At 61.2% G+C, this 13,354-nt stretch carries 13 protein-coding genes; all 13 read right to left on the bottom strand.

Annotated elements, in window-relative coordinates:
• Positions 1-5: 5 nt before the first annotated feature.
• Complete coding sequence (locus ACOQOQ_RS09600) at positions 6-1,256, bottom strand: sarcosine oxidase subunit beta family protein (protein WP_420566775.1); 1,251 nt, start codon at positions 1,254-1,256, stop codon at positions 6-8.
• A 33-nt stretch (positions 1,257-1,289) separates the two neighbouring features.
• Complete coding sequence (gene glnT / locus ACOQOQ_RS09595) at positions 1,290-2,606, bottom strand: type III glutamate--ammonia ligase (protein WP_420566774.1); 1,317 nt, start codon at positions 2,604-2,606, stop codon at positions 1,290-1,292.
• Between the two features lie 56 nt (positions 2,607-2,662).
• The gene (locus ACOQOQ_RS09590; RefSeq protein ID WP_420566773.1) at positions 2,663-3,988 is read right to left on the bottom strand and encodes an FMN-binding glutamate synthase family protein; all 1,326 of its coding nucleotides are present in this window, start codon (positions 3,986-3,988) and stop codon (positions 2,663-2,665) included.
• A gap of 10 nt (positions 3,989-3,998) precedes the next feature.
• Positions 3,999-4,682: a protein GlxC gene (locus tag ACOQOQ_RS09585; protein ID WP_420566772.1), complete on the bottom strand. Its 684-nt coding sequence runs from the start codon at positions 4,680-4,682 to the stop codon at positions 3,999-4,001.
• A 3-nt stretch (positions 4,683-4,685) separates the two neighbouring features.
• A complete protein-coding gene (locus tag ACOQOQ_RS09580) occupies positions 4,686-5,576 on the bottom strand; it encodes a class II glutamine amidotransferase (protein WP_420566771.1) in 891 nt (296 codons plus the stop codon).
• Positions 5,577-5,737: 161 nt separating this feature from the next.
• Positions 5,738-6,385 (bottom strand): helix-turn-helix domain-containing protein, encoded by a 648-nt coding sequence (locus ACOQOQ_RS09575; protein ID WP_420566770.1) that lies wholly within the window; start codon positions 6,383-6,385, stop codon positions 5,738-5,740.
• Positions 6,386-6,562: 177 nt separating this feature from the next.
• Positions 6,563-8,008, bottom strand: a complete 1,446-nt coding sequence (locus tag ACOQOQ_RS09570; RefSeq protein ID WP_420566769.1) for an aldehyde dehydrogenase — start codon at positions 8,006-8,008, stop codon at positions 6,563-6,565.
• 18 nt (positions 8,009-8,026) lie between these two features.
• On the bottom strand, positions 8,027-8,806 hold the full coding sequence (locus tag ACOQOQ_RS09565; RefSeq protein WP_420566768.1) for a coniferyl-alcohol dehydrogenase: 780 nt from the start codon (positions 8,804-8,806) through the stop codon (positions 8,027-8,029).
• Entirely contained in the window at positions 8,799-9,551 is a 753-nt protein-coding gene (locus ACOQOQ_RS09560) for an ABC transporter ATP-binding protein (protein ID WP_420566767.1), read from the bottom strand. The genes ACOQOQ_RS09565 and ACOQOQ_RS09560 overlap by 8 nt, the downstream gene beginning before the upstream one ends.
• Positions 9,548-10,273 carry an ABC transporter ATP-binding protein gene (locus tag ACOQOQ_RS09555; RefSeq protein WP_420566766.1) on the bottom strand — a complete coding sequence of 242 codons (726 nt, stop codon included), beginning with the start codon at positions 10,271-10,273 and terminating at the stop codon, positions 9,548-9,550. Before ACOQOQ_RS09555 ends, ACOQOQ_RS09560 begins: the two co-directional genes overlap by 4 nt.
• Positions 10,270-11,196, bottom strand: coding sequence for a branched-chain amino acid ABC transporter permease (locus ACOQOQ_RS09550; RefSeq protein ID WP_420566765.1), 927 nt, complete (start codon positions 11,194-11,196; stop codon positions 10,270-10,272). The genes ACOQOQ_RS09555 and ACOQOQ_RS09550 overlap by 4 nt, the downstream gene beginning before the upstream one ends.
• Positions 11,193-12,053, bottom strand: a complete 861-nt coding sequence (locus tag ACOQOQ_RS09545; RefSeq protein WP_420566764.1) for a branched-chain amino acid ABC transporter permease — start codon at positions 12,051-12,053, stop codon at positions 11,193-11,195. The genes ACOQOQ_RS09550 and ACOQOQ_RS09545 overlap by 4 nt, the downstream gene beginning before the upstream one ends.
• 65 nt (positions 12,054-12,118) lie before the next feature.
• A complete protein-coding gene (locus ACOQOQ_RS09540) occupies positions 12,119-13,336 on the bottom strand; it encodes an amino acid ABC transporter substrate-binding protein (protein ID WP_420566763.1) in 1,218 nt (405 codons plus the stop codon).
• Positions 13,337-13,354 lie beyond the last annotated feature (18 nt).

Raw genomic sequence — 13,354 nt, 5'->3', positions numbered from 1 at the left:
CGGCCTCAGTGCAGGTTCGGCGTGGCACCCACGCCCTTTTCATCAATGATATGGCCGGTTTCAAACCGGTTCAGGCGATAGGCAGCGGCCGTGGGATGCGGCGCGTCATTGGCCAGAAGATGCGCAAAGGCAAACCCGCTGGCAGGCGTGGCCTTGAACCCGCCGTAACACCAGCCTCCGTTCAGAAACAGACCGTCCACAGGCGTACGGTCAATGATCGGAGACCCATCCATCGACATATCCATCACCCCGCCCCATGCGCGCAGCAGACGGGCCCGGCCGATCATGGGCATCAGGGCCATTCCCCCCTCGGCCACGTCCTCGATCACCGGCAGGTTGCCGCGTTGGGCATAGGAATTGTACCCGTCCAGATCGCCGCCAAAGACCAGCCCGCCCTTGTCCGACTGGCTGACATAGAAGTGTCCGGCGCCAAAGGTGATCACGCCCGGTATGGTGGGTTTCAGCCCCTCGGAAACGAACGCCTGCAAGGCATGACTTTCGATCGGCAGGCGCATTCCGGCCATCTGCATCACCCGGCTGGAGGACCCCGCCACGGCAACGCCAACCTTATTCGCGCCGATATACCCGCGCGAGGTTTCAACCCCTTCGACCCGGCCATTCTGAATGCGAAAGCCTGTGACCTCGCAATTCTGGATCAGGTCTACCCCGGCCATATCTGCCCCGCGGGCATAGCCCCAGGCGACGCCATCATGGCGTGCGGTGCCCGCCCGGCGTTGCAGCAGGCCGCCCTTGATCGGGAACCGTGCATTGTCGAAGTTCAAAAACGGCGCCATGTCGCGCACTTGCGCGGCGTCCAACAGCTCGGCATCCGCACCCGAAAGCAGCATTGCGTTGCCCCGGCGACGAAAGGCATCACGCTGCCCGTCCGTGTGGCACAGGTTCAGAATGCTGCGCTGGCTGACCATGGCGTTGAAGTTGAAGGCCTGCTCCATGCCTTCCCAAAGCTTCATCGAGAACTCATAGAAAGGCTGGTTGCCCGGCAGCAAATAATTCGAGCGGATGATGGTCGTGTTCCGACCGATATTGCCGGACCCAAGCCAGCCCTTTTCCAGAACTGCGATCCGGGCCTGACGGAATTCAGTCGCCAGATAATAGGCCGTGGCCAACCCGTGTCCGCCTCCGCCCACGATCACGTAGTCATAGGCGGGTTTCGGGTCAGGATCACGCCACAGGGGTTTCCAGCCCTCGTGGCCGCTTAGCGCCTCTTTGAGGACGCGAAAACCAGAGAAACGCATGGTTCAGGTCTTTCTGTTGCAAAGGAACGTGGCTTAGATGTCCAGCGTATTGTCCTTTTCCCACTTCGAGAAATGCGAAACGAAGGCATTCCATTCCTGGTGCTTCATCTTCACGAACGAAGCCGAGAAACTGTCGCCCAGTTTCGCCTTCAGCTCGGCATCCGCATCATAGGCGCGGATTGCGTCCAGCATGTTCAGCGGCAGCTTGGGGGCGTCCTTGATCGTGTGGCCTTCGGCATACATGTCGATGTCATAGCGCGGACCGGGGTCCGCCTTGGAGCCGATACCCGACAAGCCCGCCGCGATGATCACAGCCTGCAGCAGATAGGGGTTCACGGCGCCATCAGGCAGGCGCAGCTCGAACCGGCCGGGGCCGGGAACGCGCACCATATGCGTGCGGTTGTTGCCGGTCCAGGTAACGGTGTTGGGCGCCCAGGTCGCACCCGACATGGTGCGCGGCGCGTTGATCCGCTTATAGCTGTTGACGGTGGGGTTGGTGATCGCGGCCAGCGCCTCGGCGTGCTTCATGATGCCGCCCAGGAAATACCCGCCCTGAGGGGACAGGCCGACCTCGCCGATCTGACCGCCAGCATCGCCAGCAAAGGCGTTGGTCTTGCCATCCAGATCCCAGACCGAGATATGCGCATGGCAGCCATTGCCAGTCAGACCTTCAACGGGTTTAGGCATGAAGGTGGCGCGTAGCCCGTGTTTTTCGGCGACGGATTTGACCATGAACTTGAAGAACGAGTGGCGATCAGCGGTGACCAGCGCGTCGTCAAATTCCCAGTTCATTTCGAACTGGCCGTTGGCGTCCTCGTGGTCGTTCTGATAGGGGCCCCAGCCCAGATCCAGCATGTAATCGCAAATCTCGGCGATCACGTCATAGCGGCGCATGACGGCCTGCTGATCATAGCAGGGCTTCTCGGCGGTATCGAACGGGTCCGAGATTTTGTCGCCCTCAGGGGTCAGCAAAAAGAACTCAGCCTCGATCCCGGTTTTGACGCGCAACCCGGCCTCGGCGGCCTCTGCGACCAGCTTTTTCAATACGTTACGCGGGGCTTGTTCGACCGGAGAGCCCTCCATCACGCAATCGGCGGGCACCCAGGCGACATCGGGTTTCCACGGCAGCTGGATCACCGCGTCCGGGTCCGGCACGGCCAGCATGTCGGGATGCGCGGGCGTCATATCGAACCAGGTGGCGAAACCGGCAAAGCCTGCGCCGTCTTCTTCCATATCTGCGATGGCGGCTGCGGGCACCAGCTTGGCGCGCTGTCCGCCGAACAGATCGGTGTACGAGACCATGAAGTATTTGACGCCTTTATCCTCGGCGAATTTGGCAAGTTTGCTCATTTGTCTAACCTATTCCCTGTGGGTTGCGAGGGGCACGTGGCCCCTCGGATTGGCGTTTAGAAACCGGGTTTGCCGGGGTACCAGTTGGTGCCAGCCAGCGGGACCTGCGCCATGGCGGCGGCCTCCATGGTCAGGGCGCACAGGTCCTCGGGTTCCAGGTTATGGACGTGGTTGTGACCGCAGGCACGGGCCAGCGTCTGGCATTCCAGCGTCAGCACGTTCAGATAGTTGCGCAGACGGCGGCCAGCCTCGACCGGGTCCAGACGTTTCATCAGCTCGGGGTCTTGCGTGGTGATGCCCGCCGGGTCGCGGCCCTCGTGCCAGTCGTCATAGGCGCCGGTGGTGCTGCCCAGTTTCTGATACTCGGACTCCCATTTTGGATCGTTATCCCCAAGGGCGATCAGCGCGGCCGAGCCGATGGAAACCGCATCCGCGCCCAAAGCCAAAGCCTTGGCCACATCGGCACCTGTCCGGATACCGCCCGAGACGACCAGCTGTACCTCGCGGTGCATACCCAGGTCCTGCAGGGCCTGAACGGCGGGGCGGATACAGGCTAGCGTGGGCTGACCGACATGTTCGATGAACACATCCTGCGTTGCCGCAGTGCCGCCCTGCATCCCGTCCAGCACGATCACGTCCGCGCCGGCCTTGACCGCCAAAGCGGTGTCATAATAGGGACGCGCGCCGCCGACCTTGATGTAGATGGGCTTTTCCCAGTTGGTGATCTCGCGCAGTTCCAGAATCTTGATTTCCAGATCATCAGGGCCGGTCCAGTCGGGGTGACGACAGGCCGAGCGTTGGTCGATCCCTTCGGGCAGGCAACGCATTCCGGCGACGCGTTCGGTGATCTTCTGACCCAGCAGCATCCCGCCGCCGCCCGGTTTGGCGCCCTGCCCCACGACCACCTCGATCGCATCGGCGCGGCGCAGGTCATCGGGATTCATGCCATAGCGGCTGGGCAGGTATTGATAGACCAGCTTTTCGGAATGGCCGCGTTCCTCTTCGGTCATGCCGCCATCGCCCGTGGTGGTCGAGGTCCCGGCCAAGGTCGCGCCACGGCCCAAAGCCTCTTTCGCGGGCCCGGACAGCGAGCCGAAGGACATGCCTGCAATGGTGATCGGGATATCCAGCTCGATCGGTTTTTTCGCAAACCGCGTGCCAAGCGTCACCTTGGTTTCGCATTTCTCGCGATAGCCTTCCAGCGGGTAGCGGCTCATCGAGGCGCCAAGGAACAGCAGGTCGTCGAAATGCGGCACCTTGCGCTTGGCCCCGCCGCCGCGAATGTCGTAAATGCCGGTGGCAGCTGCGCGCCGAATTTCCGAGTTGGTCTCGTTCGAAAACGTCCAAGATTGGCGCGGCATCGTGTTGGGTGTCTTGTCCATGGGGATGTCCTCAGTATTCGCCAGCGTGGTCGATGTTGAAGTTGTAAAGCTTGCGGGCCGAGCCGTAGCGTTTGAACTCTTCGGGTTTGGCATCCGCACCGGCGCGTGCCAGCAAATCGGTCAGGATCTCGATATGCTCGGGGCGCATTTCCTTTTCGATGCAGTCCGCGCCCAGCGATTTCACGTTGCCGCGCACGAACAGACGTGCCTCGTACAGGCTGTCGCCTAGCGCGTCCCCAGCATCGCCCAGCACGACCAGATTGCCCTTTTGCGCCATGAAGGCGGACATGTGGCCGATGTTGCCATGCACCACGATGTCGATCCCCTTCATGGAAATCCCACAGCGCGAGGACGCATTGCCCTTGATGTTCAGCAGCCCGCCATGGCCCGTGGCCCCGGCGTATTGGCTGGCGTCACCTTCGATGGTCACGACGCCTGACATCATGTTTTCCGCGACACCCGGCCCGGCGGACCCTTCGACGGTGACGGATGCCTCTTTGTTCATGCCCGCGCAGTAATACCCGGTCGAGCCCTTGACGGTCACCGACAGAGGGCCATCCAGACCACAGGCCACCGCATGAGAGCCGCGCGGGTTTTCGATCACGTAAGCGGTGTTCGCGCTGTCCTTGGCGGCAGTCTGCAAGGCCGAGTTCAGCTCGCGCAGCGGGGTTTGCGCCATATCAATCGTTTCCATGTCTCAACGCTCCCAGAAATAGACGGTGGCGGGTTCGGGTTCCCAGACTTTCGCGTCCTCGATCCCCGGAAGATCGGCAAAAGCCCGGTATTCGCTTGCAAAAGCGACATAATCTTCGGTTTCGGCCATGACGGCGGGCTTACAGGCGATCGGGTCACGGACCACGCCAAACCCGTTCTTGGTGCCGGTCACGAAGGTGAAAAACCCGTCCAGATCCTCGATCGTGCCTTCCAGCGCTTCGCCCAAGCTGGCACCATCGGCGATGCGCGAGCTGATATAGGCCGCGCCGACCTCGGTATCGTTTTCGCTGCGGGTAAAAACGCCCTTTTTCGCCAGCTTACGGCGCATCTGGTTGTGGTTCGACAGCGACCCGTTGTGCACCAGGCACTGGTCATCAGCGGTCGAGAACGGGTGCGCGCCCATGGTCGTCACGGCGCTTTCGGTGGCCATGCGAGTGTGGCCGATCCCGTGGCTGCCACCCATGTCACGCAGACCGAACCGCGCGGCGACATCCTTTGGCAGACCAACCTCTTTGTAGATCTCCATCGACACGCCCGAGCCCATGATCCGCAGACCTTTTTCCTCAAGTGCGGCAATGGCCTTGTCCTCGACCTCGGCCGGGACGATCAGCACGGCGTGGGTGTCCACCACCCGCATCGTCACCGGCGCATGAATGACCGAGGTCAGCGCCCCGTCCAGCTCGGCAAAGGCCGATTCGGGGGTATCCGATTGCACCGTGATTTTCACGCTACCTTCAACTTCATCCCCGTAGATGGCGATCCCCGCACTATCAGGGCCGCGATCAGTCATGGTGATAAGCATGTCCGTCAGCAGGTTCCCCAGCTGAGGGCGCATGGCTTCCTTTTTCAGGAAGAGGCCAACAATGCCGCACATAGTGTTCTCCGTCTCGTTTCGACTTCTTGTCGTCGAGACTTGCCTATCAGGAAATAAATTTGCCCTTCAAGACAATTTCTTTCCCGTGGAGAATAATTTTTGCCTACGCAGGGAATTGCCTAATTTCTGAGCAAAACCCGGATCAAACCGCGGTCTGCGGGCTATTTCTGCTGGGGATAGCTGATGATCGAAAGGTATTTGGCTGGCAGTTCCAGCAGTTCTTCGGGGCCATGGGGGGAATCGGCGTCGAACAACAGGCTGTCCCCCGGCTCCATGTCATAGATCTGATCACCGTGGCGATAACTGACGCGCCCCTCCAACATATACAGCATCTCCATCCCCTCGTGCTGAAACGCCGGAAAACGGTCGCTGGCGTCGGTCAGTTCGATCAGATAGGGCTCGACCACCACACCCGAGTTATTCGAACCGATATGCCCCAGCAGTTGGTATTGATGGCCCGCGCGGGTGCCGGCGCGTTCGATCTCGACCCCCTCGCCCGCTTTCACATGCATGGCACCACGGGGTTCTTCGAAGCCGGAAAACAACTGGATCAGCGGCACCCGCAGCGCATCGGCCAGCATTTGCAGCGTGTTCAGCGATGGCGAGATTACCCCGTTCTCGATCTTGGACAGCATCCCCACCGACAGCCCCGTTTGCGCGGCCAGATCTGACCCCGTCATCCGCTGCCGTTTGCGCAGCTCGCGCACCTGCCGCCCGATGGCCACCTCAAGGTTCTTCTCGCGCGGTTCCTTCACTGCGTGAGGGTTCTGAGACAGCTTTGCCTTTGCGGCGGCAGACTTGGATGGCATGGGGTCACCTTTCACTGTTCACCCAAACCGGGGTGATTTCTTTCCTGTCAGGAAAAATCTCGCGGTTTCGTCGTAAGGTCAAGGGAGGCTAAGGGCCCGACGGCCCAATTCAGCCCGCCATAACGCACAGGGCCGCTCCAGAAATGGAGCGGCCCCGGTTTGTTCGTTCAATTCAGATCAGAACGGGAAATGCTGATGCGGATCCTCGATCGTTACCCAGCGCACCGAGGTAAACGAGTCGATCCCCGCCTTGCCACCAAACCGGCCATAACCCGAGTCCTTGACGCCCCCGAAGGGCATCTGAGCCTCGTCCGCGACGGTCGGGCCGTTGATATGACAGATACCGCTTTCGATCCGGTCAGCCACGGACATCGCACGCTGGATATCCTGGCTGTAGACAGCGGCGGACAGGCCGTATTCGGTGTCATTGGCCACGCGGATCGCCTCTTCATCGTCCTTCACGCGGATGATCGGCTTGACCGGGCCAAAGCTTTCCTTGGCATAGATCGTCATGTCGGGCGTGGCGTTGTCGATCAACGTAGCCTCGACGACCGAGCCGTCGCGCTTGCCCCCGGCGATAACCTTGCCGCCCTTGGCGGTGGCATCGGCGATGATCGCGTCCATCTTTTCGGCCGCCTCGGGCGTGACAAGCGAGCCCAGCACCACCTGATCACGCGGGTTGCCAGCGGGCAGAGCGTTGGCCTTGGCGGCAAAAGCGGCGATGAACTCGTCCGCGATGCCCTCGTGCACGATGATCCGTTCAGTGGACATGCAGATCTGGCCCTGGTTCATGAAGGCCCCGAAGGCAGCACCGTTCACTGCGGCCTCGACATCAGCGTCATCCAGAATGACCAGAGGCGCCTTGCCGCCCAGTTCCAGCAGGACGGGCTTCAGATGGGTCGCGGCGGTTTGCGCAATGATCCGCCCCACCCCGGTCGAACCGGTGAAGTTGATGTGGCGCACCTCGGGGGCCGCGATCAGAGCGCCGACTACTTCGGCAGCATCCTCGGGGGCGTTGGTCACCACGTTCATCACCCCATCGGGGGCACCGGCGCGGCGGAAGGCCTCGCCAATGGCCAGATGGGTGGCCGGGCACAGTTCAGAGGCTTTCAGGATCGCGGTGTTGCCACAAGCGATCGCAGTCGCCACGGCGCGGGTGCCCAGAATGATCGGCGCGTTCCACGGCGCGATGCCAAGGCAGACGCCCAGAGGTTTGCGCTGTGCCATGGCCAGCGTGCCGGGTTTGTTGGCCGGGATGATCTCGCCCGTGATTTGCGTGGTGATGGCGCCGGCCTCGCGCAGCATGCCGGCGGCCAGCATGCAGTTAAAGCCGGTCCAGGGCGCGGTGGCGCCGGTTTCGCTGGTGGTGATGGCGATGATCTCGGGCGCCATCGCCTCCAGCTCGTCCGCTGCTTTCATCAGCACGGCGCGACGTTCGGCAGGGCTGGTTTTCGACCACGCAGGAAAGGCCGCTGCCGCTGCCTTGGCTGCAGCTTGTGCATCGGCTGCCTTGGCTGCCGGGGCAGTGGTGGCAACCTCTCCGGTTACCGGGTCCAGACGGTCAAAGGTTGACCCGTCCAGTGCGGCGACATCCTGGCCGCCAATCAACATGGAAATGCTCATGTCTCTTTTCCTTCTAAATCAGTTCAAACCATTCGAGGTGGCGTCGATATGCGCGCGCATGCCGCCATCGGTGGCGATGTTTACCCCGCGCAGCCAGACCGAGCCGTCGCTCAGCAGGAACACCACCACTGGGGCGATATCGGTGGGGGTGCCGGGGCGGTCCATGATCTTCATGTCTTCCTCGGCGCGCTCGCCCAGGGTTTCCAGGAAGTCCTTGAGAATCGGCGTGTCCACCGGGCCGGGGCTGACGGCGTTCATGCGGATGCCGCGATCGCGCCAGGTCCAGCGGTTTTCGTGAGTCCAGGCCACCAGCGCCTGTTTGGTATAGAAATAGCTGGTGTCAGCGGTGATTTCCTGCGCCGCACAGAAAGCCGGAACACCTGCGTGATCCAGACCTTCGGCGGCCTTGATCTTGGCGACCTCACCTTCCCAGCCGATCCCGGCCAACGACGCCAGGTTCACGATCGAGGCACCATCAGCCAGGCTGTCGACCAGACCCAGGGTCAGGCGTTTCAGCGCCACCAGGTTCACCGTCACAACGGTTTCGACGGGCGCAGTCGGCGGAACACCGGCGATGTTGGCCAGGCCATCGGCTTTGACGGCCTTCAACTCTTCGATCAGAGCGTCCAGCGCGGCTTCGTCCATCAGGTCCACCTGATGAAATGCGTCCAGATCAACGCTGGGCGGGTTGCGGTCAACACCGATGACGGTCGCCCCCTGGGCCTTCAGCTGCTTGGCCGTTTCCTGACCAATCCCCGAGGACACCCCGGTCACGATGATCTTTTTTCCCTCAAACATTCGTTCTCTCCTTTTGGGTATGTTCCGTCTGGGCGCCTCCACCCAGATAGGCCGCTTGCACGGCCGGATCGTTCAGCATGGCCTGGGCGGCATTTTCGCCGGTGATCTCACCGTTTTCGATCAGGTATCCCCGATCAGCGATGGCCAGGCTTTGCTTGGCGTTTTGTTCGACCAACAGCACGCCCATCCCCGTCGCGCGGATTTTGGACAGGTTGCCGAACAGCTCTTTGCTAAGAAGCGGGGACAGGCCAAGGGACGGCTCGTCCAGCATCAGGATTTCGGGGTTGGACATCATCGCCCGCCCGATTGCGACCATCTGCTGTTCACCGCCCGACATGGTGCGCGCGATTTGTGTCTTGCGCTCGGCCAGTTTGGGGAACAGCTCCAGTACGGCGGCCAGATTGTCCTGTTTGGCCGCACGGGCACGCTGGGAATAAGCGCCCAGCATCAGATTTTCCCAGACCGAAAGATCCCCAAAAATGCCGCGCCCCTCGGGGACAAAGGCAATTCCGGCCTCGACGATTTCGTCGGGTTTGCGGGACAACAGGTCTTTGCCGCTCAGATCGATGCGCCCCGAGGTGTCGCCCTCGCAAATGCCTGCAACGGCCCGCAGAAGCGAGCTTTTGCCCGCCCCGTTCGCGCCCAGCATCACCACGATTTCGCCCGGCGAGACGGTCAGGCTGACGCCGCCCAGCGCGCGGTGCAGCCCATAAGAGACAGTCAGGTTTTCAATCGTCAGCATCATTCGTCCCCCAGATAGGCGCGGATAACCTGCGGGTCCGACAGAACATCGGCCGGCGTCCCTTCGGCAATTTTCGCGCCCGAGTTCATCACCACGCAGCGATCACAAAGCGAGCGGATCGCATCCATCACATGTTCGACCAGAATGATGGTCCGGCCTTCCTTGCGCAGCCCGGAAATCAGGTCGATCCCGATCCGCAGCTCGCTTGGGTTCAGCCCGGCCAGCCATTCATCCAGCAACAGGATTTCGGGTTCCGAGGCCAGCGCACGGGCCAGCTCCAGTCGCTTTTGATCGATGTATGTCAGGCTATCCATGCCTTGGTTCTTCTTGTCGCCCAGCTCCAGCCGGTCCAGTAGAGCACTGGCAAAGTCTTCGGCTTCGCTTCCCCAGCGGGGTTTATGTGCAAAGGCGGCACCGGCAATGACATTTTCCATCACGGTCATCCCCGGCAGAATGCGCACCAGTTGAAAGGTCCGCGCCACACCGAACCGCGCAATTTTGTGCGGTGGCAGCGGGGTAAGGTCGTGGCCTTCCAGAACGATGGTTCCGCTGGTGGGTTTCAACGCCCCCGAGATCAGGTTCATCGTTGTAGACTTGCCCGACCCATTGGGGCCGATGATGCCCATAACCTCGTGTTCGCGGACGTCAAAGCTCAGGTCGTTGACAGCCACCAGCCCGCCGAAGCGCTTGGTCAGCCCTGATACATTCAGAATGGTCCTGCTCATTTCGCCGCCCTCCGTTTGAGTTGCTCGAAGAGACCGACAAAGCCGTTCGGGATCAGGTAGACGATCAGCAGGAACGACAGGCCCAGGAACAACGTGGTCGAGTTCGGGAACGAGATCGTGATCGCCTCCCACAGCAAGGTGAAGGGGATGACGCCGACAAGCGGCCCCCACAAGCGATGCACGCCCCCAAGCAGCGCCATGATCACCACCAGAAAGCTAAGCTCGGGCGAGAAGACGACATTGGGCTCGATGTAAGAATAGCGTGGCGCCACGATGGCCCCCACCAATGCCGCAAAGAACCCGGTGGACATGAACAGGATCACCTTGGACCATGCGGTGTTGATCCCGACATGGCGGGCAACCTCTTCGTCATTGCCGATGATGCGCAGGGCAAAACCCAGCCGCGAGCGGTTGATCCACCAGCCCATGACAAAGACCACAACGGCCACGGCCAGAAGCATCCAATAGATATGCTCCTCGCCGAAATCGGTCAGCACATACAGGCCGCGCGATCCAAGGAAGTTGTTCTGCACCCAGCTGACCAGATTGCGGATCATCTCGGCCAGGCCCAGCGTGAAGATCACGAAATAGACCCCTGACAGACGCAGCGTGGCCAGCCCGATCAGCAACGCCAGCACCGTCGCAACGATGGGCGCAATCAAGGCCATGGTCCAGAAGCTCTGGTAATAATCGCTCATGCCAGAGCCAACCAAATAGCCCCCAACGCCAAAGAACGCGCCAGTAGACAGCGCAATCAGATGCGTCGGCCCGGAAAACAGCGCCCAGCTAGTGGACAGCGCGATATACATCATCGCGGTGGTTGCAATCGACAGCCAATAGCCATCCGCCACCAGTGGCACCACCGCGGCCAGTGCGGCCAACACGGCACCAAGGCCAAGGTTTTTCATCTCAGCAGGTTTCATGCGCGCCTCCCGAACAGGCCCTGCGGGCGGAACAGCAGGATACCAAGGAAGATCACGTAAGCCGCCACCAGCGTCAGGCCGGGGTCAACGACCGTGGCCACAGTGGTTTCCACCAACCCCAGGATCAACGCAGCGATGATCGCACCCCGGATGTCGCCGACACCGCCCATGATGATGATGATCAGCGCCTTCATGGTGAAAATCACCCCAACCGAGGCATCCAACGTGATGAAGGTGGAAATCAGCGCACCGCCCATCGCGGTCACGGCCCCGCCCAGCGCAAAGGCCAGCGCGGACACTTTATCAACGTTGATGCCGACCAGACCGGCGGCCTCGGTGCTGACAGACACGGCGCGGACGGCGGTGCCCTTATAGGTGTGATTCAGCCAGTAATACAGCGCGCCGCCGATCAGCACGGCCAGTCCAAAGGCCACCAGCCTGTTCAGCGCCACGGTGCTGCCCAGGACCGAAAACGGCGTGGCCAGGTAGGAATAGGTAAAGTACTCGCCATGCAGCGAGACCATGATGCCCACCAGCGCAAAGCTCATGCCAAAGGTGGCCAGAATCGAGTCAACCTCGAGCTGGCCCTGGGTCTTGGCACGGCGCACCAGCGGCAGCAGAAGATAGCGGTACAGCAGCCAGTTCCCGGCAAAGGCCAGGGGCGCGATGATCACCGCAGTCAGAATGGGGCTGAGGGCAGACACGGTGAACAGCCAGAACGCGGCCAGTCCACCCAGGACCAGCATTTCGCCATTGGCAAGGTTCATGATGCGCGCGACGCCGTATTGCAGGTTCAGACCCATGGCCATAAGCGCATAGGTGCCGCCCAGCAGCAGCCCGGATATGAGGATATCCATAATATTTTCGCCTGATTTGAGGAGGCTACCCGGCCAGATGCGGCCGGGCAGCAAAGGTTGTGGAATTATTTCCAGCCGTCTTTGGGCGTGGCAGCGACCGAGTCGCCCATCCCGGTGTCAGCCACCGCGCGGAACACGCCGTTTTCCCACTGACCGACCGACCAGTAGCGTTCCGAGTTGTTGTTCTCGTCAAAGCTAATGGTGCCGATCACGGTGTCGAAGCTGTTGTTCTTGATGTAGTCCACGGTCGCCTTACGGTCGACGGTTCCCACGGCTTCGATCGCCTGTTCTAGTACCTGGAGGCTGGAATAATACGTGGCCGAGGCCCAGTAATCGGCCTCTTTTCCGGTCACCTCTTTGTGGGCCATGCGGTATTCCTTCATGGCCGGGGTGTCAGGGTTCACACCGCCTGCGCCCAGGTTTCCGTTGATCTTGGATCCGAACTTGCCCGCATAGGCCGGGAAGGCGGTTGCCACAGCGGTGTAGAACGCCTTGACGCTGAAATCTTCAATGATCGCCTGTTCGGTCAGCGCGAAGGTGTCCGGCGGATAGGACCAGGCCACAAACGCATCGGGTTCAGACGCCTTGGCGCCCTTCACCACGGGCGAGATATCTGGCGTGCCCAAGGGATAGGATTTGTCATAGACAATCTCGAACCCTGCCTCGGCCAGGATGGGGCGCGCCTTGTCGGCCAGCTCGATCCCAAAGGCATCCGCGACGTTCACCATGGCGATCTTGTTGCCGATGGTGCCTGCGTCCCGCATTTTGGTCAGCGTATCACGCACGCCTTCAACAAACCCAGTGGTGGACCCCAGCGTGAAGAACATGTTGGGGAACCGCTTGGACAACTCGGGCTGTTTGTCAGTGATCGCGCTGACGGCAACCAGCGGGAAGTCATACTTGGCATAGATCGGGGCCGCTGCGATGTTGAACCCGGTGCCATAGGGCGACAGCATGAAGTCAACCTTATCCTGGGTCGCCAGGCGCTGCACGGCCTTGATATGCTCGGACGGGTTGGTCTTGTCGTCATAGGTGATCACTTCGATCGGGCGCATTTCGCCATCGACTTTCAGGCCGCCACGGTCGTTCACCTGCTTGGCCCACAGTTCGATGTTCGGCGTATGGGTCACAGCCTCGCCCCCGGCCAGCGGGCCTGTCAGGTGAGCAACGACACCAAATTTGATCGGTTCCTGGGCCAGGGCGGTCGTGGCCATCAGGGTCGAAAGTCCAAGGGCAGCCCCGGTGCCGATCACCATTTTACGGCGTATCTTGTCAAAGGTCATAGTTTCCTCCCGATATTT

The sequence above is a fragment of the Thalassovita sp. genome, from assembly GCF_965218685.1.
GTDB lineage: Bacteria > Pseudomonadota > Alphaproteobacteria > Rhodobacterales > Rhodobacteraceae > Thalassobius.
This window is presented reverse-complemented; position numbering and strand designations above follow the sequence as displayed.

Excerpts from the sequence above, each read along its gene's own strand:
- ACOQOQ_RS09600 (WP_420566775.1), bottom strand. The coding sequence starts at position 1,256 with ATGCGTTTCTCTGGTTTTCGCGTCCTCAAAGAGGCGCTAAGCGGCCAC.
- glnT (WP_420566774.1), bottom strand. The coding sequence starts at position 2,606 with ATGAGCAAACTTGCCAAATTCGCCGAGGATAAAGGCGTCAAATACTTC.
- ACOQOQ_RS09590 (WP_420566773.1), bottom strand. The coding sequence starts at position 3,988 with ATGGACAAGACACCCAACACGATGCCGCGCCAATCTTGGACGTTTTCG.
- ACOQOQ_RS09585 (WP_420566772.1), bottom strand. The coding sequence starts at position 4,682 with ATGGAAACGATTGATATGGCGCAAACCCCGCTGCGCGAGCTGAACTCG.
- ACOQOQ_RS09580 (WP_420566771.1), bottom strand. The coding sequence starts at position 5,576 with ATGTGCGGCATTGTTGGCCTCTTCCTGAAAAAGGAAGCCATGCGCCCT.
- ACOQOQ_RS09575 (WP_420566770.1), bottom strand. The coding sequence starts at position 6,385 with ATGCCATCCAAGTCTGCCGCCGCAAAGGCAAAGCTGTCTCAGAACCCT.
- ACOQOQ_RS09570 (WP_420566769.1), bottom strand. The coding sequence starts at position 8,008 with ATGAGCATTTCCATGTTGATTGGCGGCCAGGATGTCGCCGCACTGGAC.
- ACOQOQ_RS09565 (WP_420566768.1), bottom strand. The coding sequence starts at position 8,806 with ATGTTTGAGGGAAAAAAGATCATCGTGACCGGGGTGTCCTCGGGGATT.
- ACOQOQ_RS09560 (WP_420566767.1), bottom strand. The coding sequence starts at position 9,551 with ATGATGCTGACGATTGAAAACCTGACTGTCTCTTATGGGCTGCACCGC.
- ACOQOQ_RS09555 (WP_420566766.1), bottom strand. The coding sequence starts at position 10,273 with ATGAGCAGGACCATTCTGAATGTATCAGGGCTGACCAAGCGCTTCGGC.
- ACOQOQ_RS09550 (WP_420566765.1), bottom strand. The coding sequence starts at position 11,196 with ATGAAACCTGCTGAGATGAAAAACCTTGGCCTTGGTGCCGTGTTGGCC.
- ACOQOQ_RS09545 (WP_420566764.1), bottom strand. The coding sequence starts at position 12,053 with ATGGATATCCTCATATCCGGGCTGCTGCTGGGCGGCACCTATGCGCTT.
- ACOQOQ_RS09540 (WP_420566763.1), bottom strand. The coding sequence starts at position 13,336 with ATGACCTTTGACAAGATACGCCGTAAAATGGTGATCGGCACCGGGGCT.